Origin of the sequence: Methylobacterium sp. ap11 (assembly GCF_900110515.1) — a bacterium.
In the GTDB taxonomy this organism is placed as follows: Bacteria; Pseudomonadota; Alphaproteobacteria; order Rhizobiales; family Beijerinckiaceae; genus Methylobacterium; species Methylobacterium ajmalii.
Genome location: NZ_FOEB01000002.1, coordinates 1 through 20,506, shown reverse-complemented (window position 1 = coordinate 20,506; position 20,506 = coordinate 1). Strand labels below are relative to the sequence as shown.

20 protein-coding genes are annotated in these 20,506 nt (G+C 72.1%); 13 read left to right on the top strand and 7 right to left on the bottom strand.

What is annotated here, in order from left to right; genetic code table 11:
• Positions 1-61: 61 nt before the first annotated feature.
• Positions 62-967, bottom strand: coding sequence for a LysR family transcriptional regulator (locus BMX97_RS02635; protein ID WP_348273111.1), 906 nt, complete (start codon positions 965-967; stop codon positions 62-64).
• A 275-nt stretch (positions 968-1,242) separates the two neighbouring features.
• Here BMX97_RS02635 and BMX97_RS02630 point away from each other — a divergent pair, with 275 nt between their 5' ends.
• The 6 genes from BMX97_RS02630 (at position 1,243) to rlmJ (ending at position 8,912) form a co-directional block, all read left to right on the top strand.
• Entirely contained in the window at positions 1,243-2,763 is a 1,521-nt protein-coding gene (locus tag BMX97_RS02630; protein WP_244538276.1) for an ABC transporter substrate-binding protein, read from the top strand.
• Positions 2,764-2,776: 13 nt separating this feature from the next.
• Complete coding sequence (locus BMX97_RS02625; protein ID WP_091745177.1) at positions 2,777-3,691, top strand: ABC transporter permease; 915 nt, start codon at positions 2,777-2,779, stop codon at positions 3,689-3,691.
• Positions 3,688-4,605 (top strand): ABC transporter permease, encoded by a 918-nt coding sequence (locus BMX97_RS02620; RefSeq protein WP_091745175.1) that lies wholly within the window; start codon positions 3,688-3,690, stop codon positions 4,603-4,605. Before BMX97_RS02625 ends, BMX97_RS02620 begins: the two co-directional genes overlap by 4 nt.
• Before the next feature lie 262 nt (positions 4,606-4,867).
• On the top strand, positions 4,868-6,283 hold the full coding sequence (locus BMX97_RS02615) for a M20 family metallopeptidase (RefSeq protein ID WP_091745173.1): 1,416 nt from the start codon (positions 4,868-4,870) through the stop codon (positions 6,281-6,283).
• Positions 6,284-6,369: 86 nt separating this feature from the next.
• Positions 6,370-7,983 (top strand): ABC transporter ATP-binding protein, encoded by a 1,614-nt coding sequence (locus BMX97_RS02610; RefSeq protein WP_091745171.1) that lies wholly within the window; start codon positions 6,370-6,372, stop codon positions 7,981-7,983.
• Between the two features lie 83 nt (positions 7,984-8,066).
• Complete coding sequence (gene rlmJ / locus BMX97_RS02605; RefSeq protein WP_091745169.1) at positions 8,067-8,912, top strand: 23S rRNA (adenine(2030)-N(6))-methyltransferase RlmJ; 846 nt, start codon at positions 8,067-8,069, stop codon at positions 8,910-8,912.
• A 13-nt stretch (positions 8,913-8,925) separates the two neighbouring features.
• Here the strand turns inward: rlmJ and BMX97_RS02600 are convergent, their stop codons facing one another.
• Positions 8,926-10,359 (bottom strand): FAD-linked oxidase C-terminal domain-containing protein, encoded by a 1,434-nt coding sequence (locus BMX97_RS02600; protein ID WP_091745167.1) that lies wholly within the window; start codon positions 10,357-10,359, stop codon positions 8,926-8,928.
• Positions 10,360-10,611: 252 nt separating this feature from the next.
• Here BMX97_RS02600 and BMX97_RS02595 point away from each other — a divergent pair, with 252 nt between their 5' ends.
• Entirely contained in the window at positions 10,612-10,968 is a 357-nt protein-coding gene (locus BMX97_RS02595; RefSeq protein WP_060850765.1) for a c-type cytochrome, read from the top strand.
• Between the two features lie 42 nt (positions 10,969-11,010).
• On the opposite strand, the gene BMX97_RS02590 is transcribed toward BMX97_RS02595, so the two are convergent.
• Positions 11,011-11,484, bottom strand: coding sequence for a PaaI family thioesterase (locus BMX97_RS02590; RefSeq protein WP_348273110.1), 474 nt, complete (start codon positions 11,482-11,484; stop codon positions 11,011-11,013).
• A 91-nt stretch (positions 11,485-11,575) separates the two neighbouring features.
• Here BMX97_RS02590 and BMX97_RS02585 point away from each other — a divergent pair, with 91 nt between their 5' ends.
• On the top strand, positions 11,576-12,007 hold the full coding sequence (locus tag BMX97_RS02585) for a PaaI family thioesterase (protein WP_091745165.1): 432 nt from the start codon (positions 11,576-11,578) through the stop codon (positions 12,005-12,007).
• Positions 12,008-12,031: 24 nt separating this feature from the next.
• Here the strand turns inward: BMX97_RS02585 and BMX97_RS02580 are convergent, their stop codons facing one another.
• Positions 12,032-13,438 (bottom strand): pilus assembly protein TadG-related protein, encoded by a 1,407-nt coding sequence (locus BMX97_RS02580; RefSeq protein ID WP_244538247.1) that lies wholly within the window; start codon positions 13,436-13,438, stop codon positions 12,032-12,034.
• Positions 13,439-13,780: 342 nt separating this feature from the next.
• Between BMX97_RS02580 and BMX97_RS02575 the strand changes: the two genes are divergently transcribed.
• The 5 genes from BMX97_RS02575 (at position 13,781) to BMX97_RS02555 (ending at position 17,948) form a co-directional block, all read left to right on the top strand.
• Positions 13,781-14,380: a DUF1285 domain-containing protein gene (locus tag BMX97_RS02575; protein WP_091745161.1), complete on the top strand. Its 600-nt coding sequence runs from the start codon at positions 13,781-13,783 to the stop codon at positions 14,378-14,380.
• The gene (locus tag BMX97_RS02570; protein WP_091745159.1) at positions 14,377-15,036 is read left to right on the top strand and encodes a CoA pyrophosphatase; all 660 of its coding nucleotides are present in this window, start codon (positions 14,377-14,379) and stop codon (positions 15,034-15,036) included. Before BMX97_RS02575 ends, BMX97_RS02570 begins: the two co-directional genes overlap by 4 nt.
• A gap of 118 nt (positions 15,037-15,154) precedes the next feature.
• Entirely contained in the window at positions 15,155-15,412 is a 258-nt protein-coding gene (locus tag BMX97_RS02565) for a DUF6111 family protein (RefSeq protein ID WP_091745157.1), read from the top strand.
• Positions 15,409-16,713 (top strand): CCA tRNA nucleotidyltransferase, encoded by a 1,305-nt coding sequence (locus BMX97_RS02560; RefSeq protein WP_091745155.1) that lies wholly within the window; start codon positions 15,409-15,411, stop codon positions 16,711-16,713. The genes BMX97_RS02565 and BMX97_RS02560 overlap by 4 nt, the downstream gene beginning before the upstream one ends.
• Before the next feature lie 461 nt (positions 16,714-17,174).
• Complete coding sequence (locus BMX97_RS02555; protein WP_060850771.1) at positions 17,175-17,948, top strand: DUF4198 domain-containing protein; 774 nt, start codon at positions 17,175-17,177, stop codon at positions 17,946-17,948.
• A gap of 4 nt (positions 17,949-17,952) precedes the next feature.
• On the opposite strand, the gene BMX97_RS02550 is transcribed toward BMX97_RS02555, so the two are convergent.
• From BMX97_RS02550 to BMX97_RS02540, 3 genes are all read right to left on the bottom strand, one after another.
• On the bottom strand, positions 17,953-18,429 hold the full coding sequence (locus BMX97_RS02550; protein ID WP_091745153.1) for an ureidoglycolate lyase: 477 nt from the start codon (positions 18,427-18,429) through the stop codon (positions 17,953-17,955).
• Positions 18,430-18,472: 43 nt separating this feature from the next.
• Entirely contained in the window at positions 18,473-20,068 is a 1,596-nt protein-coding gene (locus BMX97_RS02545) for a GMC family oxidoreductase (RefSeq protein ID WP_091745152.1), read from the bottom strand.
• A gap of 108 nt (positions 20,069-20,176) precedes the next feature.
• Positions 20,177-20,506, bottom strand: a 330-nt coding sequence (locus BMX97_RS02540; protein WP_143074546.1) for an ISAs1 family transposase, incomplete at its 5' end; no start/stop codon positions are given.

Sequence of the window (20,506 nt, the reverse complement as noted above, 5' to 3'; positions counted from 1 at the left end):
CGAGCGCGGGGCGTCGGCGGCTCCCCCGCGCGGGCTGGTGAGACGGGCTCGGGAATCCGCATCACTCCCCGACAGGCGGCAACGCCGCCACCAGCGCGGTCAGGAAGGCCTGCGCGGCCCGCGGCAGGCGGCGGTCGCGCATGGTCTGGACCTCGATGCCGCGGGCGAGGCTGCGGCGGGATCGGATCGGCAGCACCCGGAACTCGCCGCGCCCGACCTGGCCCTGGAGGGCGATCGACGACATCAGGGTCAGCCCGCGGGTGCGGCGCACGAAGGGCAGGATGGCCGCGAGGACGTTGCAGGCGAAGGCCGGCTCGATGACGATCCCCTCCGCCGCGCAGGCCGCGTCGAGGACGGTGCGCAGGGTGGTGTCCCGGGGCAGGAGCGCCACCGGATAGGCGGCGAGGTCGGCGAGCCCGATCGCCGGCTGCCCGGCGAGCGGATGGTCGGGGGCGCACAGCGCCACCATGTCGAGGCTGTTGCGGTAGGCCACCGCGGGGCCGATGGAGGGCTCCAGGCTGAAGGTCAGCCCGAGATCGACCTCGCCCTGGATCACCCGGTGGGTGACCTGGCCCGGCGGCAGCGCGCTCAGCTCGAAACGGATGCCCGGATACCGGGCGTGGAACGCCGCGATCACACCCGGCACGAGATCGATGGCGAAGGCCTCGGTGGTGGCGATGCGCACCAGGCCGCGCTGCAGGCCGTCCAGCTCCTTGATCTCGGTGACGACCTGCTCGGCGCTCGCCAGCACCTGATGGGCGTGGCGGGCGAGCAGCTCGCCCGCCTGGCTCAGCACCATGCCGCGGGGCCGCCGCTCGAACAGGGGGCAGTCGAGCTCGGCCTCCAGGTTGGCGATCTGCCGGCTGATCGCCGAGGGGGCGACGTTGAGCCGGGCGGAGGCCGCCGCGATCGTGCCGTCGCGGGCCACGGCCAGGAAGTAGCGCAACGCCGTGGTCTGCATCGCCATGCCTGCCGCCCCGTGCCTTGCCACACCCTGCCTTGCCACACATTGCCTTGCCGTTTCGGCAACGATGCTATCGCCAAATTCGTCTTGTTGCGATCGGATCTGCGCAACATTCTGGCATGGTGCAATTTGCGGCAGCGCAACAAGACGGGCGGACGGGCCCGCGCTGCCCTCGACCAGGCGGAGCCGACATGCCGGTACGGATGATCGAAGCGGGCCGAGTGCGGGCGGGTGGGGTGCGGGCGGGCGTCGCGAGAGCGGGCTTGGCGAGGGTAGGCCTGGCGAGGGCGAGCCTGGCGCTCGCGGGCCTCGTCCTCGCCGGGATCGCCGGCCCGGCATTCGCCGGCAAGGCCAACGACACCCTGGTCTACGCCTCCGACAGCGAGCCGGAGAACCTGAGCCCGTACCACAACAACCTGCGCGAGGGCGTGATCCTGGCCCGGAACGTCTGGGACACGCTGATCGACCGCGACCCGAAGACGGGCGAGCACCGGCCGATGCTCGCCACTGCCTGGACCTGGGTCGATCCGGTGACGCTCGACCTGACGATCCGCGACGGCGTCACCTTCCACAACGGCGATCCCCTCACCCCCGAGGACGTCGCCTTCACGTTCAACTACGTGCTGACGCCCGAGGCGAAGATCGTCACCAAGGGCAACGTCGACTGGATGAAGTCGACCGAGGTGACCGGGCCGCACAGCGTGCGCATCCACCTCAAGGCGCCGTTCCCGGCCGCCCTCGAATACCTCTCGGGCCCGACCCCGATCCTGCCCGCCGCCTACTTCAAAACGGTCGGCCTCGACGGCTTCAGCAAGGCGCCGGTCGGCACCGGCCCCTACCGCATCGTCTCGGTCGAGAGCGGCAAGCGCGTCAGGATGGTGCGCAACGACACGTACTGGCCGGGCAGCCCGATCGGCAAGGCGACGATCGGCAAGCTCGAGTTCCGCATCATCCCGGATGCCGACAGCCGCATGGCCGAATTGATGACCGGCGGCGTCGACTGGATCTGGCGCGTGCCGACCGACCAGGCCGAGCAGCTGAAGACGGATCCGACCCTGACCGTGGTCTCCGCCGAGACGATGCGGGTCGGCTACCTGCAATTCGACGTGCAGGGCCGCGCGATGGCGAACTCGCCGCTCAAGGACGTGCGGGTGCGCCGGGCGATCGCCCACGCCATCGACCGCAAGGCGATGGTCGACAACCTGGCGCGCGGCGGTGCCCGGGTGATGAACGCGGTCTGCTTCATCGAGCAGTTCGGCTGCACCGAGGAGGGCGTGCCGACCTACGCCTACGACCCGGCGAAGGCGAGGGCGCTCCTCAAGGAGGCCGGCTACGGCAACGGCTTCGAGATCGACCTCTCGGCCTATCGCGAGCGCGACTACGCCGAGGCGGTGATCGGCTACCTGCGCGCCGTCGGCATCCGGGCCAAGCTCAACTACCTGCGCTACGCCGCCTTCCGGGACGCCTTGCGCGCCGGCAAGACCTCGATCGGCTACCAGACCTGGGGCTCGTTCTCGATCAACGACGTCTCGGCCTTCACCGGGATCTACTTCCGCGGCGGCGAGGAGGACCTGGCCCGCGATCCCGCCGTGATCGCCGACCTCCAGGCCGGCGACACCGGCACCGATCCGGCTCTGCGCAAGGCGAAGTACCGCCAAGCCCTCACGCGCATCGCGGCGGAGGCCTACGCCCTGCCGATGTTCTCCTACCCGTCGAACTACGCCTTCAGCGCCGACCTCGCCTTCACGGCGCAGACCGACGAGGTGCCGCGCTTCTACGCCGCCTCCTGGAAGAAGTAGGAGAGGGAGCGCCATGCTGGGCTTCGCGGTTCGCCGCATCCTCGTCGCGGCAGGGGTCGCGCTGACCGTCTCGGTCGCGAGCTTCCTGCTCCTGCACCTCTCAGGCGACCTCGCCACGACGATCGCCGGCCCGGAGGCGACGGGCGAGCAGATCGCCGCGATCCGCGCCCAGCACGGGCTCGACCAGCCGCTGGTGGTCCAGTTCGGCACCTGGGCCTGGCACGCGCTCCACCTCGATTTCGGGCGCTCGTTCTACTTCCCCGAGCAGGTGACCGATCTCGTCGCCGCGCGGCTGCCGGTGACCCTGACGCTCGGGATCATCGCGCTGGCGGTCGCGCTGCTGGTGGCGATCCCGCTCGGGGTCGTGGCGGCCTTCCACCGCGACACCTGGATCGACCGCACCGCGCTCGCCGTCTCGGTGCTGGGCCAGGCGATGCCGAGCTTCTGGTTCGGGCTGACGCTGATCCTGATCTTCTCGGTCAACCTGCGCTGGCTGCCGGTCTCCGGCAACGCGACCTGGAAGCACTTCGTCCTGCCGGCGGTGGCGCTCGGCTACTACGCCATGCCGGCGGTGATGCGGCTCACCCGCAACGGCATGCTGGAGGTCCTGTCCTCCGACTACGTCCGCACCGCCCGGGCCAAGGGGCTGCCGCCGCGCAAGATCCTGATCCGGCACGCGCTGCGCAACGCCGTGATCCCGGTGATTGCGCTCGCCGCGGTGCAGTTCGGCTTCATGCTCGGCGGCTCGATCGTGATCGAGGCGGTGTTCTCGCTCCAGGGGCTGGGCCAGCTCGCCTGGGAATCGATCGCCCGCAACGACTTCCCCGTGGTCCAGGCGATCGTGCTGGTGCTGGCGATGATCTACATCGGCCTGACGCTCGCCGCCGACCTCCTCAACGCCCTCCTCGATCCGCGGCTGCGCTCATGACCGTCCGGCCCGCCTCCCTCCCCTCGGCCCAGGCCGAGATCGCCCTCCCTCCGGCCCGCTCGCCCGCGGCGATCGCGCTCAGGCGCGGCCTGTCCCACGGCGGCTTCCTGATCGGGGCCGGCATCGTCGGGCTCGTCGTGCTGACGGCGCTCGCCGCCCCCCTCGTCGCCCCGCACGATCCCTACGCCCAGGACGTGTCGCGCCGGCTGATCCCGCCGATCTGGCACGCCAAGGGCAGCGTCGAGCATCTCCTCGGCACCGACAAGCTCGGGCGGGATTATCTCAGCCGCCTGATCTACGGCAGCCAGATCTCGCTGCTGATCGGGCTCTCCGCCGCCCTGATCTCGGGGGCGATCGGCACCACGCTGGGCGTGCTCGCCGGCTATTACGGCGGCCGGGTCGACGCGGTGGTGAGCTACGTCGTCACCACGCGCCTGGCGCTGCCGGTGGTGCTGGTGGCACTCGCCATGGCCTCGCTGGTCGGCGGCTCGCTCAAGGTCGTGGTGCTGGTGCTCGGCTTCCTGCTCTGGGACCGTTTCGCGGTGGTGACCCGCGCGGCGACCCGGCAGGTGCGGGCCCAGGACTTCGTCGCCGCCGCCAAGGCCGCGGGCTTCTCCCCGGTGCGGATCCTCGCCCAGGAGATCCTGCCCAACATCCTCAACGCGCTGATCGTCGTCGCGACCCTGGAGATGGCCCACGCCATCCTGCTCGAGGCCGCTCTGTCCTTCCTTGGGCTCGGCGTGCAGCCGCCGCTGCCGTCCTGGGGGCTGATGATCGCCGAGGGCAAGCAGTACATGTTCTTCCAGCCCTGGGTCATCACCATCCCGGGCGTGGCGCTCCTGATCCTGGTGCTCGGCGTCAACCTGCTTGGCGACGGCGTGCGCGACATCACCGCTCCCGAGGGGCGGCATTGAAACCATGCCCGTCGGCTTTCCTTTCGTCCCGCCCGCGACCTCATCCTGAGGTGTCAGTCCATCGGAGATGGACTGACCTCGAAGGAGGATTCCAGCCAGCCTAGAGTTCCCTGGAGCCCTCCTTCGAGGTCAGCCGATCTGCCATCGGCCAACACCTCAGGAAGAGGTCGCGGGAGGGATGGGCCGAGGCCGACCGGGCTTCCAACGTATGACGATTAAGATCTAACAATCCTCTTCTCACGCGCACGCAGAAAGTCTCCCCATGTCGCGACGCGACGCCATCGCGCTGGCCCACCGGCACTACGACGACGGCGGCTTCCTCGCCGTGCTCCGCCGGGCGGTCGCCCTGCCGACCGAGAGCCAGGCCCCGGACCAGGGGCCGGCGCTCGCCGCCTACCTCACGCAGTTCATGATCCCGGCGGTGACGCGGCTCGGCTTCGCGACCCGCCTCCTCGACAATCCGCAGGCGGGCCGCGGCCCGTTCCTGATCGCCACCCGGCACGAGGGCGACGATCTGCCGACGGTACTGACCTACGGCCACGGCGACACGGTGCGGAACTACCCCGAGCAGTGGCGCGCCGGCCTGCACCCGCTCGACGTCGTGGTCGAGGGCGAGCGCTGGTACGGGCGCGGCACCGCCGACAACAAGGGCCAGCACCTGATCAACCTCGCCGCCCTCGAGGCGGTGATGCAGGCCCGCGGCGGACAGCTCGGCTTCAACGTCACGCTGCTGGTCGAGATGGGCGAGGAGGCCGGCTCGCCGGGCCTGCACGCGGTCTGCCGCGCCGAGAAGGACGCGCTCGCCGCCGACCTCCTCATCGCCTCCGACGGGCCGCGGATCGAGGCCGAGCGGCCGACGCTGTTTCTCGGCTCGCGCGGCGGCGTCACCTTCGAGCTCGTCGCGGATCTGCGCGAGGGCGGCCACCATTCCGGCAACTGGGGCGGGCTGCTGCGCAACCCCGGCACCGTGCTGGCGAGCGCCATCGCGAGCCTCGTCGACGGGCGCGGACAAATCCTCCTCGACGCCCTGCGCCCGCCGCCGATCCCCGACGGCGTGCGCGCGGCGCTCGCCGACATCACCGTCGGGGGCGACCCGAACGCGCCGGCGATCGACGAGGGCTGGGGCGAGCCGGGCCTGAGCCCGGCCGAGCGGGTTTTTGGCTGGAACACCCTCGAAGTGCTGGCCTTCAAGTGTGGCGACCCCGACGGTCCGCAGAACGCCGTGCCGCCCTCGGCCAAGGCGACGCTGCAGCTGCGCTTCGTCGTCGGCACCGACTGGGAGGGCGTCGTTCCGGCGATCCGCCGGCACCTCGACGCGGCGGGCTTCCCCATGGTCGAGGTGCGGGCGACCCGCACCGAGGTGTTTCGCGCCACCCGGTTGCCCGTCGAGGACCCCTGGGTGGGCTGGGCGCTCGCCTCGATCGAGGCCAGCACGGGCAAGCGCCCGGCGCTGCTGCCGAATCTCGGCGGCTCGCTGCCGAACGACGCCTTCTCGGAGATCCTCGGCCTGCCGACCCTATGGGTGCCGCATTCCTACCCGGCCTGCTCGCAGCACGCTCCCGACGAGCACCTGCTGGGGCCCTCGACCCGCGAGGCGCTGGGGCTGATGGCCGGCCTGTTCTGGGACCTCGCCGAGACCGGGACGACGATCCGGGACGGGCGGAAGGCGGCGGGGTGATCTGAGTGCCACGACACATCCGACGGGCTCGAAATCGACGTGACGTGATGGACTTCGCCTGATCGGCGGGCGCGAAAGGAGCGACGATGAGCGAACCGGTCGTCCGGATCCGCAACCTGACCCTGGCCCTGCCGCGGGGGGCCGACCGGCCGCACGCGGTCGAGGATCTGAGCCTCGACCTGATGCCGGGACAAATCCTCTGCGTCGTCGGCGAATCGGGCTCGGGCAAGTCGATGAGCGCCTACGCGCTCACCGGCCTCCTGCCGCGCTCGCTGACTGTCGCCGGCGGCGAGATCCAGTTCGAGGGCCGGGATCTCCTGCGCCTCGACGAGCGCGACTGGCGGGCCCTGCGCGGCCGGCGGATCGCGATGATCTTCCAGGAGCCGATGACGGCGCTGAACCCGGTGATGCGCATCGGCGACCAGATCGCCGAGATGTTCGAAGCCCACGACCTCCTCACCCCCGGGGAGCGCCGCGCCCGCGCGGTGGCGCTCGCCGGCGAGGTCGGGTTGCCCGACCCCGCGCAGATCGTCCGGGCCTATCCGCACCAGCTCTCGGGTGGGCAGCGCCAGCGGGCGATGATCACCATGGCGCTGGCGCTCGAACCCGCCGTGCTGGTGGCCGACGAGCCGACGACGGCGCTGGACGTGACCACGCAAGCCCAGATCCTCAAGCTGATCCGCGACATCCAGCAGCGCCGCAACATGGCGGTCCTGTTCATCACCCACGATTTCGGCGTGGTGGCCGACATCGCCGACCACGTCGCGGTGCTCCAGCGCGGCCGGCTGGTCGAATCCGGCCCGGCCGATTCGGTGCTGCGCCACCCGCAGGCCCCCTACACCAAGGCGCTGCTCGCCGCGGTGCCGAGCCTGACCCCGCCGGCGCGCGAGCCGATCACCGCCGCTCCCGTCGCCCTCTCGGTCACGAACCTCGCCAAGACCTACGCGACGCGCTCAGGCCTCCTCGGCAAGCCCCGGGTGGTGGCGGCGGTCAAGGAGGTGAGCTTCGACCTGCGCCGGGGCGAGACGCTGGGCCTCGTCGGCGAATCGGGCTCCGGCAAGTCGACCACGGCGCGGCTGGCGATCCGGCTGATCGAGCCCGACCGGGGCAGCGTGCGGCTCGGCAGCCTCGATTTCACGGCGCTCGGGCCCACGGCGCTCCGCGACGAGCGCCGGCGGATCCAGATGATCTTCCAGGATCCCTTCGCCTCGCTCAACCCGCGCCGCACCGTCGAGCAGATCATCGCCGGCGGTCCCATCGCCCACGGCACCCCGGCCCGGCAGGCGCGGGCGCGGGCGCGGGAGCTCCTCGAACTCGTCGGCCTGCCGCCGACCGCCGCCGAGCGCTACCCGAACGCCTTCTCGGGCGGCCAGCGCCAGCGCATCGGCATCGCCCGGGCGCTCGCCATGGAGCCGGACGTGCTCGTCGCCGACGAGGCGGTCTCGGCGCTCGACGTCTCGGTCCAGGCCCAGGTGCTGGCGCTGCTGGAGGACCTGAAGCGGCGCCTCGGCATCGCGATGCTGTTCATCACCCACGACCTGCGCGTCGCCGCGACGATCTGCGACCGGATCGCCGTGATGCATCGCGGCGAGATCGTCGAGATGAACCGCACCGAGGCGCTGTTTCGGGCGCCCGAGCACCCCTACACCCGCGGCCTGCTGGCGGCGGTGCCCGGCGCGGGGCTCGCCGCACCGGCGTGAGGATCCCGCCCCCTCGCCCCGGGCCGGCGCGATGGGGTAAGGACCCTGGCCGCCGCGCAGGCGAGACCAAGGACCCGAGCGCCGTGAACTACCGCCACGCCTTCCACGCCGGCAACCACGCCGACGTGCTCAAGCACTGGGTGCTGACGCGGGTGTTGGCGCATCTCCAGCGCAAGGCGACCCCGTTCCGGGCGATCGACACCCATGCCGGCCTCGGCTTCTACGACCTGACCGCCGACGAGGCCGGCCGCACCGGCGAGTGGCACGACGGCATCGGCCGGCTCGACGCGCCCTTCCCCGACCCGGTCGAGGCCCTGCTCGCCCCCTACCGGGCGGCGGTGGCGGCGGTCCGGGCGCGCCACGGCGACACCATCTATCCCGGCTCGCCCGCGATCATCCGCGAGTTCCTGCGCCCGGGCGACCAGGGCGTGTTCGTCGAACTGCACCCGGCCGACGGCGCGGTGCTGCACGGGCGCTACAACCAGGACCCGCGCACCAAGGTGCTGGCCCTCGACGGCTGGACCGCGCTCCCCGCCCTGATCCCCCCGAAGGAGCGCCGCGGCCTCGTCCTGATCGACCCGCCCTACGAGGTGCCGGGCGAGATCGAGCGGCTGGGCCGCGATCTCCTCAAGGCGGTCGAAAAATGGGCGACCGGCACCTACCTCGCCTGGTACCCGATCAAGGACGTCGCCCCGGTCGACCGGATGGCCGCCGCCCTCGATGCCGCCCTGCCCCGTCCGGCCCTGCGCCTCGACCTCCTGATCCACCGGCCCGGCCCGACGCGGTTGAGCGGCAGCGGGCTGATCGTGGTCAACCCGCCCTGGACCCTGCGCGAGGAGGCCGACGCCGTCCTGCCGGCGCTGGCCGAGCGCCTGGCGCAAGCCGGCTACGGCGCCTTCCGTTGCGCCCCGCTCGGGCCGCCGGCCTGAGCGGCCTTTCGCGTCACGCGGCGATCCGCCCCTCCAGCGGAAACACCTTGGCGGGGTTCATCAGCCAGGCCGGATCGAACACCGCCCGCACCCGCATCTGCTGATGCAGGTCCTCGGGGTTGTACTGGTAGCTCATCAGGTCGCGCTTCTCGATGCCGACGCCGTGCTCGCCGGTGAGGCAGCCGCCGACCTCGACGCAGAGCTTCAGCATCTCCTCGCCGGCGGCCTCGGCCTTCTCCATCTCGCCGGGTGTGTTGATGTCGAACAGGATCAGGGGGTGCAGGTTGCCGTCGCCGGCGTGGAAGACGTTGGCGCAGCGCAGCCCGTAGGACTGGGTGATCTCGCCGATGCGCTCGAGCACGCGCGGCAATTGGCCGGTCGGGATGGTGCCGTCCATGCAGATGTAGTCGGAGATGCGGCCCGTCGCGCCGAAGGCCGACTTGCGGCCCTTCCAGATCGCGGCGCTCTCGGCCTCGGATTGCGAGACCTTGAGGCTCGTCGGGTTGAACGGCTTGGCGATCTCGACGATGCGGGCGAGCATCGCGTCGCACTCCTCCTTGCAGCCCTCGACCTCGATGATCAGCATCGCCTCGGCGTCGAGCGGGTAGCCGGCATGCGCGAAGGCCTCGCAGATCGTGATCGCCTCGCGGTCCATGTACTCGATCGCGACCGGGATGATGCCCGCCCCGATGATCGCCGCCGTGCAGGCGCCCGCATCCTCGACCGTGCCGAAGCCCATCAGGGCCGGGCGTGCGCCCTCGGCTGCGCGCAGGATCCTGACGCTCGCCTCGGTGACGATGCCGAGCTGGCCTTCCGAGCCGCAGACGAGGCCCAGGAGGTCGTAGCCGGCGGAATCGAGGTGGTCGCCGCCGATCTCCACCACCGTGCCGTCGACCATGACCAGGGTCACGCCCATCAGGTTGTTGGTGGTGACGCCGTATTTCAGGCAGTGGGCCCCGCCCGAGTTCATCGCGATGTTGCCCGCGATGGTGCAGGCGAGCTGGCTCGACGGGTCGGGGGCGTAGAAGAAGCCCTCGTGCGCGACCGCGGCGCTGATCGCGAGGTTGGTGATGCCGGCCTGGACCCGGGCGACGCGGTTCCCGAAATCGACGTCGAGCACCCGGGTCATCTTGGCGACGCCGAGGATCACCGCGTCCTCCTGCGCGATGGCGCCGCCGGCGAGCGAGGTGCCGGCGCCGCGCGGCACCACCTTCACGCCCTGCTCGTGGCAGTAGCGCATCACCGCCGAGACCTCCTCGGTCGTCGAGGGCAGCACCACGGCGAGCGGCATCTTGCGGTAGGCGGTGAGCCCGTCGGTCTCGAAGGCGCGGCGCTCGTCCTCGCTGGTCACCAGGGCCTCCGGCGCCACCAGGCCGCGCAGGCCGTCCACGATCGCGTCGCGGCGGGCGAGGATCGCGGGATCGGGGAGCGGGAAGGCGATGGTCATGGCGTGTCCTCTCGGCTCGGGTCGGCGCCTGTCTCGCGGGCCGTCATTCGCCGCCACCCTACCGGAGGGGCATCGCGACGCCCAGACGTCGTCATCCCTCGCACCTTGGTCCGATTGCGCTTTGCCGCGGCAGAGCTTCTTTTCGCCGCACGGGAGCCGAAGCGAAGGGCCGGCGTTTTTAACTGGTCCAAACAGCAGGCTGGGCCATATGCCCTAGGTCCGTCGCGAACGACGTCCGTTGGAGGGAACCTCATGCGTCAGCTCATCCTCGGTGCCGCCCTGGCGGTCCTCGTCCCCTTCGCCGCCCAGGCCCAGGACGCCGCGGCCGGCGAGAAGGTCTTTGCCACGTGCAAGGCCTGCCACGCCTTCGGCAAGAACGGCGTCGGCCCGGACCTCAAGGGCCTGATCGGCCGCAAGGCCGGCACCCACGAGGGCTACAACTATTCGGCCGCGATGAAGAATTCCGGCCTGACCTGGGATTCGGCCACCTTCATGGAATACATCAAGGACCCGAAGGCCAAGGTCCCCGGCAACAAGATGATCTTCGCCGGCGTCAAGGACGACAAGAAGATCAAGGACCTGGAAGCCTACCTCGAGACCCAGAAGTAAGGCTCGTTCTGGCCCCGGCGGCACTCGCCGGGGTCGTCCCGTTCAGTCGCCGATGCCGTCGCGGTCCTGCACGGCCATCAGGGTGGCGGTGAGCAGCGCGACGAGCTTCTCGCGCCCCGCGCTCTCGGAAAAGACCTCGGCCTGCGCCAGCGTCAGGGTGCGGCCGGCCTTGACCACCCGGCCCCGCGCCCGCAGGCGCTCCCCGGCGGCCGGGGCGAGCAGGTTGATCTTGAACTCCGCGGTCAGCACCCCGGCGCCGGGCGGCATCAGGGTCAGGCCTGCGTAGCCCGCCGCGCTGTCGGCGATGGCGCTCACCGCCCCCGCATGGACGAAGCCGTGCTGCTGCGACACCCCGGGACCGGGCGTCAGCGCGATCTCGACCGCGCCGGGCGAGACCGCCTCCAGCGTCGCCCCGAGGGTCCGCATCAGGCCCTGCCGGTCGAAGCTGGCGCGCACGCGGGCGGCGATCCCGTCCTGGTCGGCGCGCATGTCCGCCGTTGGCATCTGGTCCGTCACGGGCACTGGGCCTCCCCCCGGCTTGTTGTGTAGGGACGTTGAGGCACGGCCATGGCCGCGCTGTCCAGCGCCCTCGAGCCCCGAGACGTCCATGAACTCCCCCGATTCCGACCCGGCCGGCTGGCGCGCCTTCGACGATCCGGGCTTTATCGCCCTGGTCGGCCCGGTGCTCCTGCGCGAGGACGGCGAGGCCCTGCACTTCGCGTTCCGGGCCGAGCCGCGGCACGCCAACCTGATCGGCGTGGTCCAGGGCGGCATGACGATGACCTTCGCCGACCGGGCGCTGGGCTTCACCGCCATGCGGGCCGCGGGCGGGGCGAACTGCGTCACGGTGCAGTTCGAGATGCAGTTCGTCTCCGCCGCACGGATCGGCGAGACGATCACGATGACGCCCGAGGTGGTGCAGCGCACGCAGAGCCTGGTCTTCCTGCGCGGCGACGCGCGCTGCGAGGGCCGCATCGTCGCGACCGCCACCGGCGTGTGGAAGATCCTGCGGCGGCGGCCGCAGGCGGACGGGGCCTGATCGGCGCGCCCGTCCGGGGGCGGATCAGTTCGTGAGCGCCGGGCGGGCGCTCGTCGGGCCGACCCCTTGCGGCACCGGGACGGCGGTCGCGGAGTAGTTCGCGTTGACGACGAGGCGCGGCGCCTGCGACAGCACCAGCTTCTGCGCGATGATGGCGGTGTATTCCGAGCGGTCGGCGACCACTTGGTCGGCGGCGACCAGGAAGGTGCCGCGCGGCATGTAGATCGTGCCGACGAGGCGCCGCGCATTGTCGCTCAGCACCTCGAAGGAGCGGTTGGCCGCGGCGTTGCGGTCCTCGAAGAACAGCAGGCCGGCCATCGCTCCGCCCGTGGGTGCGCTGAGCGACACGCCGGAGCGCGGCAGCATCTGCAGGGGGCGGGCGACGTTGTCCTGCTCCGGGGCCACCGTCCCGGTGAAGTAGAACCCGACTTCGTCGCCGCTCAGCGACGCCGCCGGCAGCGAGGACGGGCCTGCGCACCCCATCATCGTCCGCATCAGGCGCGGCGTGTCCTTGTGGTAGCACAGGCATGGGGCGGGGACATGATGGCCCTGCACCGTCACCATGTCCGATCCGATCACCAGCGGTCCGTCCTTGATGACGTAGATCCCGGGATTGAGCTTGACCTGCGCCCCGGCGGTGAGGATCAGCCCGCCGCAATAGGTGCCGGGATCGAGGGTGCGGCTCTCGTTGCCGATCACCAGCGCCTGCTGGAACTTGCACGGCCCGACCGCGGGGGCGACGCGGCCGGCCAGCGGATCCTTGATCGCCGGGCAGCCGGTGATCGGAACGGGCTGGTAGCGCTGCGACGGGCCGGCATAGCCGCCGACCGAGCAGGATTTCAGCGCGTTCAGCTCCGAGGTGTCGCGGGCGTCGATCGCGGCGGCGGAGGCCGAGAGGGCGTAGACCGAGCAGCCGGTGGCCGACACCCGGGCCCGGTCCCGCAGATCGATGCCGCCGGTCGCATGCCCGTCGAGCGCGATGACGCAGACCTTGGAGATGCCGACCATCTCGGCGGTCGCCTGCACGGTAATGTCGGTCAGTTGCGGCTTGACGAGCGTGGTCATGATCGCGCGCTTGCGCTGCGACAGGCTCACCCGCACGCCCGACGGTGCCCGGTCGCGCTCGTCGGACGGCTCCTCCGTGAAGCCGCCGCCGGTCGCGCCCGGCCGCCGGTAGACCGGCTCGGCCTTGACCGTGATCGGGTCGCGGCCGAGGCGCTCGCCCGCCAGGCTCTTCACCTGGCTCTCCGCCACCGCCTGGATCCGGCGGCGGTCGTAGGCGCCGACCTGCATGTCGGCGACGACGGACAGCGCCGTGGCGTCGGCGATGGCCTGGAGCTGCTGCTTGCGCACCAGCCAGGTCGCGTAATCGACGGCCACCCCGACGCAGCCCAGCAGCACGGGCAAAACGATCGCGAAGACGACCACCACGCCGGCATCGGTGCTTCGCCAGAAGCATCGTGCCCGGACATGGCGCAAAGGCAGATAGGCGAAAATCTTCATTTCACCCCTTTTCTACATCGTACTCTGTAAAAAATAGGTTAATTTTATTAAATAAAGTGGAAACAGCGAGAAATAGATGGCGCGAACCTTTCGTCAGCATGCATGTCCGGACCGACTTGCGCGCGAACCTCGGGGCATCGCCAACACCATGACTTTATTCCTTCTACCGGCGAGGCCGGATCGCGGGTCGCATCCGCGGCGGCCGACGGACGCGCGGCGGACCGCCCGGGGCGCCTGCACAATCCGCCCCGGTCCGCTATATCGAGCGGGATGACGCACGATCCGAACGGCGCCCCGCCCGGCGGGGTCCTCGAACGACTGACCGCGGCGCTGGGCGCGGAAGCGGGCCGGCGCGGTCCGCCGCCGGTGGAGCGCTGGAACCCGGACTATTGCGGCGAGATCCCGCTGCGCATCGCCGCCGACGGGACCTGGCACTACAACGGCAGCCCGATCACCCGGCCGGCCCTGGTCAAGCTCTTCTCCACCATCCTGCGCCGCGACCCCGACGGGCGCACCGTGCTGGTGACGCCGGTCGAGCGGGTCGGGATCGAGGTCGAGGACGCGGCCTTCCTGGCGGTCGAGATGGCGGTGGAGGGCGAGGGCGAGGACCGGGTGATCGCGTTCCGCACCAACCTCGACGACGTCGTGCCCCTCGACGACGCCCACCCGCTGCGGGTCGAGCGCGACCGGGACGGCGGGTTCAAGCCCTACATCGCGGTGCGCCACGGCCTCTGGGCCCGGATCACGAGGGCGCTGGCCTACGACCTCGTCGACTTGTGCGAGGAGCGCGAGGAAGAGGGCGAGCGCTGGTTCGGTCTCGCCGCCGGCGGGCGCTTCCACCGGCTCTCCCCCGCGGCCGCGCTGTCGTGACCGACCTCGCCGCGCCGACCGCGCTGGACCATTTCCTCGACCGGGCCCGCGCCCGCCTGCGACCCGAGCCGCCGGGCCCGGAGGATTCGACCGCGAACCCGCGGGGGGACCACGACCTCGAGCCCGACGTGCTGGAGGCCGCCCTGTCGCGCCCGCCCCGGCGCGCCGCCGTGCTGGTGCCGGTGGTGCCGCGCGACGACGGCGTCTCGGTGCTGTTCACCCTGCGCTCGCCACACCTGCGCGACCATTCGGGCCAGATCGCGTTTCCCGGCGGCAAGATCGATCCCGCCGACCCCTCGCCCCTCGCCGCCGCCCTGCGGGAAGCGCAGGAGGAGGTCGGCCTCGACCCGGCGGCGGTGACGCCGCTCGGCTACCTCGACCCCTACCTGTCGGGCACCGGCTTCCTGGTGACGCCGGTGGTCGGGCTGGTGGCGCCGGACGCGCGCCTGACCCTCAACCCGCACGAGGTGGCGGAAGCCTTCGAGGTGCCGCTCGCCTTCCTGATGGACGTGGCCAACCACGCCCTGCACAGCCGGGAATGGCGCGGGCGCCAGCGGCGCTACTACGCGATTCCCTTCGGCGACCGCTACATCTGGGGCGTGACCGCCGGCATCGTACGCAACCTCTACGACCGGCTCCGCGACGGGGACGAGTGAGACCGCCGCACCGTCGAACGGCTCCGTTCGACGGCGCAAGGCAAGCCCGAACGGGCGTCGGCGCCGATGCGCCGGACGCCTCGGCATCGATGCCGAGGCGCGACAGCATGAGACATCCATGGCCCGCGCGCTGATCGACGACGTCCTCCTGTTCCTCCTGCCCTTCGCGGTCTTCGCCGGCTGGCTGGTGGTGAGCCGGCGCAACCCGCTGCTCTGGTCGCATTGGAGCGCGCAGGCGACGCGGCTCGCCATCGCGGGGGCCGCCTTCGTGATCCTGTCCTTCGTGGTGGTGGCGCTCACCGCCGAGCGGCACCGGGACGGCTTCGTGCCGACCCATATCGAGAACGGCCGGGTGGTGCCGGGACAGTTCCGGTGAGCCCTGCCCTCGACGAGGCCGCCCTGCGCGCCGTGCTGGCGCGGCCGCGCCTCACCCGGGTGCTCGCGGCGCTCGAGGCGCCCGGCGAGGAGACCCGCCTCGTCGGCGGCGCGGTGCGCGACGCGCTGCTCGGCCGAAGGGTCGAGGACATCGACCTCGCCACCACCCTGCGGCCCGAGGAGGTGGTGGCGCGCGCCCGCGCGGCCGGCCTCAAGCCCGTGCCGACCGGCATCGCGCACGGCACCGTGACCGTGGTGGCGGAGGGCGAGCCGTTCGAGGTCACGACCCTGCGCGAGGACATCGAGACCGACGGGCGCCACGCCGTGGTGCGCTTCGGCCGCGACTTCGCGCAGGATGCCGCCCGGCGCGACTTCACCATCAACGCCCTCTCGGCGACGCCGGACGGGCGGATCCACGACACGGTCGGGGGGCTCGCCGACCTCGCGGCCGGCCGGGTGCGCTTCATCGGCGAGGCGCGCCAGCGCATCCGCGAGGATTACCTGCGGACCTTACGCTTCTTCCGTTTCCACGCCCGCTACGGCGCCGGCGCCCCGGACCCGGAGGGGCTGTCGGCCGCGATCGCGGCCCGGGACGGGCTGGCGCTCCTCTCGCGCGAGCGGGTGCGGGGGGAACTCCTGAAGCTCCTCGTCGCCCGCGGCGCGCCCGCCGTCGTCGCCGTCCTGTCGGGGACGGGCCTGCTGCAGCGCCTGACCGGCGGGGTCGGCGATCTCGGCCGCCTCGCGCGGCTTGCCGCGGCGGAGCCCGCGCCCGACCCGGTGCGCCGCCTCGCCGCCCTGGCGGTGCGCTCGGCCGCCGATGCCGAGCGGCTGCGGGAGACGTTTCGCCTGTCGAAGGCCGAGCACGCCCGCCTCGTCCTCTATGCCGGGGCCGAGGCCGCGCTGCACGGGGCTCTCGCTCCCCTGGCGGAGCCGGACATCCGCCGCCTGGTGGCGCTGCACGGGCCCGTCGCCACGGCCGATGCCGCCCTGGTGCTGGCGGGCGAGCCACGGCCGGTCCTGACCCCCGAGGCCGCCGGGCTCCTCGCCCGGTTCGCCGCCGGGGAGGAACGGGTGCCGGTCCTGCCCGTGACCGGGGCCGCCCTGGTGGCGGCCGGCGCGCCGCCCGGCCGCGGGCTCGGGCAGGGCCTCGCGGCCGCCCGCCACGCCTGGCTGACGGAAGGCTGCCCGACCGACGCGGCGGCACGCCGGCGGCTCACCGCGCTCGCCCTCGCGGCGGCCGGAGGAACGGCCCGGGGAACGAGCGACGATACCGCCCGCTCGCACAGCTCTCACGACAACTGATTCCGGGCTCGCCCGGACGGGAGGCGGGATGATGCGGGTCGCGGCGACGATGGCGGCGCACGCCGCCGGGGCGCCGGCCCTGTCCGGGCTGGCGGCACGACCGATGCGCGGCGCGACCGGCAGGCAGAGCCGACCTGAGACGGGCGACGGGACGGGACTCCGCCTGGAAGGGAATCCACCCCGAGGTCAACCTAAGCAGACTTGCGTTGGCAGGCCAACGCAAGTCTGCTTAGGTTCTTGTTTTGTCGCAGATTTTCGGCGCCGAACCGGTAACCACTTCGGCGAAATCTGCTTAGCCGGGGAGCCGTTTCGCGCCCGACGCGTTATGGTGCGTTGCGACGGCGTCGGCCTTGCATCCGACGCAGGGGCCCCACGGCCCTTGACGCATCCGAGGGCCGATGGCCCTTGGCGCCTTCGGGGGCCGATGGGCCCCGGCGCCGGCCCGAGGAGTTCGATCACCGATGCTGCCCCTGCTCCGCACCACCCTGGCCGCCGCCCTCGTCCTCGGGGGTCCGGCCCGCGCCGGGGCGCACGAGCTGTGGCTGACCCTGAGCACCATCGACTCGGTGCCGCAGGTGCGGGTCAATTACGGCCACGCCTCGAAGCGCCGGGCGCCGAGCCTGCCCAAGCTGATCGAACTCGTCGCCCTGACGCAGGACGGCGCCAACGGCCTGCGCGCCGGCCTCAAGCCCGCCCCCCCGGACGTGCCCCCGGCCCTGCTCGCCCCCCTCGGCACGAAGCCCGGCCGGACGCTGGTCGCGGCGACCTACGATTCCGGCTACTGGTCGACCCTGCGCGACGGCACCACCGTCAATTCCAGCCGGCGCCTGGTGGCGGAGGCCCGTGAGAGCCGCTGGTCGGTGAAATACGCCAAGGCCGCCTTCGGCCCCGGCGCGCCCTGGCTGCGGGTGGTCGGCCACACGCTCGAGATCGTGCCGGTGGAGGTGCCGGGCCCGACCGCCGGGGCGATCCGGGTGCGGGTGCTGTTTCGCGGCGCGCCGCTGCCGGGGGCCGACCTCTATTACGGCGACAGCGGCATGGAGCCGGAGCGGGCCGGGCTGCCGGCCTACGCCACCGACCAGGACGGCATCGCCACGGTGCCGATCCGCAAGGCCGGCAGCCAGGTGCTGACGGTGAGCCAGACGGTCAGCCCGTCCGCCACCCCGACCCTCGCCGACGAGGACGTCTACACGGCGACCTTCGCGTTCCGCCTCGACGAGCCGTCGGTGAACTGACGCCTCACGCCTCCGACAGGTCCACGCAGACGGGCTCGATCGGCGCGAACACGCAATCCTCCGGCCCGCCATCCTCGTGGACCAGCATCGCGAAGGTGCCGGGGGCGGCGAGCGTGGTCATGTGGGCGTGCCAGGCGCCGCTGCGATAGACGATGCCGGTCCCGGCCGGGACCCGGAAGGCGCGCAAGCCCGCCTCGTCCGGCCGCTCCCCGGCATCCGGCGCCACCACCACGAGGTAGTCGCCGACGGCGAGCGGCAGGAAGGCTTGCGCCGAGCGCGGATGCCGCTCGAGCCGGCGCAGCGGCATGGTCGCGGCGAAGGGCTCGCTCCGGATCAGCGCGAGGTTGAGCGGCACGCCGGGGCGCCCGTTCTCGACCTCGGCCGCCCGGTCCTGGCGCGGGCCGGCGGCGGGGCCGACCAGCAGGCTGCCGTAGGGCGCGAAGGCCTCCGGGGTGATCGGCGCGATCGGAAGGGTGCGCATGGCGGCGGCTCCTCGGGGAATGTCTCGTCCCGGGTGCCGTAGCTCAGCGGCGATCCTCGCGCACCATGTCGGCCCCCTTCTCGGCGATCATCATCACGGCGGCCTGGGTGTTGGCCGAAACCTCGGTCGGCATCACGGCGGCGTCGATCACCCGCAGGCCCTCGATGCCGCGGACCCGCAGGCGCTCGTCCACCACCGCCTCGGGCCCCCGGCCCATGCTGCAGGTGCCGACCGGGTGATAGATGGTCTGGCCGTTGCGCCGGGCGAAATCGAGCCACTCGTCGTCCGACTGCACGCCCGGACCGGGAGCGAGCTCGTGGGCGCGGTAGGGGTCCATGGCGGGCTGGTCGATCACCCGGCGGGCGATGCGCATGCCCTCGATCAGGGCCTCCTGGTCGCCACGCACGCTCAGGAAGTTCGGGCGGATCGCCGGGGGGCGCAAAGGGTCGCCCGAGACCGCGTGGATGGTGCCGCGGGATTCCGGGCGCAGCTGCGTCACGCCGATCGTCATGCCGGGCTCGCGGTCGAGGGTGCGGTCGGCGGCGTTGGCGTAGCTCGCATGCATGAAGAAGTACTGCACGTCGGGGCCCGCCAGTTCGGGCCGGGTGCGCACGAAGCCGTGAGCGAGGCCGGTGCCCAGCGTGAGGATGCCGCGGCGGGTGAGCGCGTATTGCGCGACCGCGAGGCCGAGGCGCCAGCCGCGGGTCGCCTCGTTGAGGGTGACGGGCAGCTTCACCCGCCAGTTCATCCGCGTGGCGTAGTGGTCGCGGTAGTTCTCGCCGACCCCCGGCAGGGCGTGGCGGACCGGGATGCCGGCCGCCGCCAGCACCTCCGGCCGGCCGATGCCCGAGAGTTCGAGGAGGTGGGGCGACTGCACGGCACCGGCCGCCAGGATCACCTCGGCCCGCGCCTCCACCCGCTCCTCGCGTCCCCCGCGCCGGTAGGTGACGCCGGTCGCGCGGGTGCCGTCGAGGTCGAGGCGCAGGACGTGGGCGTTCGTGCGCACCGTGAGGTTCGGGCGACGGCGGGCGGGCGTCAGGTAGGCGTCCCGGGCGCTCCAGCGCCGGCCGTTGCGCTGGTTGGCTTGATAGGTGCCGAAGCCCTCCTGCGAGGCGCCGTTATAGTCGGGGTTCTCGGGGTAGCCGGCCTCGGTGCCGGCCCGGATGAAGGCATCGGCGAGGGGATTTTTCACCCCGACCCGGGTGACGTGGAGCGGGCCGTCGCGCCCGCGCAGGGCGGGGTCGCCGCCCTCGAACCGTTCGAGCTTGCGGAAATAGGGCAGCACGTCGGACCAGCTCCAGCCGCGGTTGCCGCCCTGGGCCCAGGTGTCGAAATCCTGCGGCTGGCCGCGCACGAAGATCATGCCGTTGATCAGCGTCGAGCCGCCGAGCCCCTTGCCGCGGGGCACCACGATGGTCCGGTCGTGGGTGTTCGGCTCCGGCTCGGTGGCGAAGCGCCAGTTGAAGGCCGCGCCCGTGAGGAGCTTCGGGAACCCGGCCGGGATGCCGACCCAGAACCCCCTGCCCTCGCCGCCGGCCTCCAGCAGCAGCACGCGGTGGCGGCCGTCCTCGCTCAGGCGGTCGGCCAGCACGCAGCCCGCCGTGCCCCCGCCGACGATGACGAAGTCGAACGCGTCCATGCTCCCCCCGGGCTGTTCGTTCCCGTCGTTATAGGCCGGGCTCGGGCCGGCGGCGATCCCGCATCGGGACCCGGCCCGCGCGGCGCCTGCAGCCTCAGGGGAATCGCTTCAGCTTTTTGTCTGGTCTGCGGGGGAGTGTCGGAGAAGGGCTTCGAGGTAGTCGGGATTGAGATTGGCGAGCTTTCTGCGGGCCTTGAGGCTGTGGCGGTCGTGGGGTGCGTGCACGAGGTTGATGGCCATGTGGCGCACGATCGCCATGTTCTGCGGGCCTGATCCAGTCCGCAGCCGCACGAGGTCGTCGTGGAAGACGACGTCGAGCACCCAGTGCAGGCGGTTTTCGATCTGCCAGTGCGCCCGCACTGCGGCCGCGAAGGTTTTGGCGTCGAGCCTCGCTGAAGAGAGATAGTAGCGGCGCTCGTGTTCGATCCGACCGGCGCG

Excerpts from the sequence above, each read along its gene's own strand:
- BMX97_RS02545 (WP_091745152.1), bottom strand. The coding sequence starts at position 20,068 with ATGGACGCGTTCGACTTCGTCATCGTCGGCGGGGGCACGGCGGGCTGC.
- BMX97_RS02600 (WP_091745167.1), bottom strand. The coding sequence starts at position 10,359 with ATGACCATCGCCTTCCCGCTCCCCGATCCCGCGATCCTCGCCCGCCGC.
- BMX97_RS02585 (WP_091745165.1), top strand. The coding sequence starts at position 11,576 with ATGAACTCCCCCGATTCCGACCCGGCCGGCTGGCGCGCCTTCGACGAT.
- BMX97_RS02550 (WP_091745153.1), bottom strand. The coding sequence starts at position 18,429 with ATGCGCACCCTTCCGATCGCGCCGATCACCCCGGAGGCCTTCGCGCCC.
- BMX97_RS02555 (WP_060850771.1), top strand. The coding sequence starts at position 17,175 with ATGCTGCCCCTGCTCCGCACCACCCTGGCCGCCGCCCTCGTCCTCGGG.
- BMX97_RS02615 (WP_091745173.1), top strand. The coding sequence starts at position 4,868 with ATGTCGCGACGCGACGCCATCGCGCTGGCCCACCGGCACTACGACGAC.
- BMX97_RS02620 (WP_091745175.1), top strand. The coding sequence starts at position 3,688 with ATGACCGTCCGGCCCGCCTCCCTCCCCTCGGCCCAGGCCGAGATCGCC.
- BMX97_RS02625 (WP_091745177.1), top strand. The coding sequence starts at position 2,777 with ATGCTGGGCTTCGCGGTTCGCCGCATCCTCGTCGCGGCAGGGGTCGCG.
- BMX97_RS02595 (WP_060850765.1), top strand. The coding sequence starts at position 10,612 with ATGCGTCAGCTCATCCTCGGTGCCGCCCTGGCGGTCCTCGTCCCCTTC.
- BMX97_RS02635 (WP_348273111.1), bottom strand. The coding sequence starts at position 967 with ATGGCGATGCAGACCACGGCGTTGCGCTACTTCCTGGCCGTGGCCCGC.
- BMX97_RS02610 (WP_091745171.1), top strand. The coding sequence starts at position 6,370 with ATGAGCGAACCGGTCGTCCGGATCCGCAACCTGACCCTGGCCCTGCCG.
- BMX97_RS02565 (WP_091745157.1), top strand. The coding sequence starts at position 15,155 with ATGGCCCGCGCGCTGATCGACGACGTCCTCCTGTTCCTCCTGCCCTTC.
- BMX97_RS02575 (WP_091745161.1), top strand. The coding sequence starts at position 13,781 with ATGACGCACGATCCGAACGGCGCCCCGCCCGGCGGGGTCCTCGAACGA.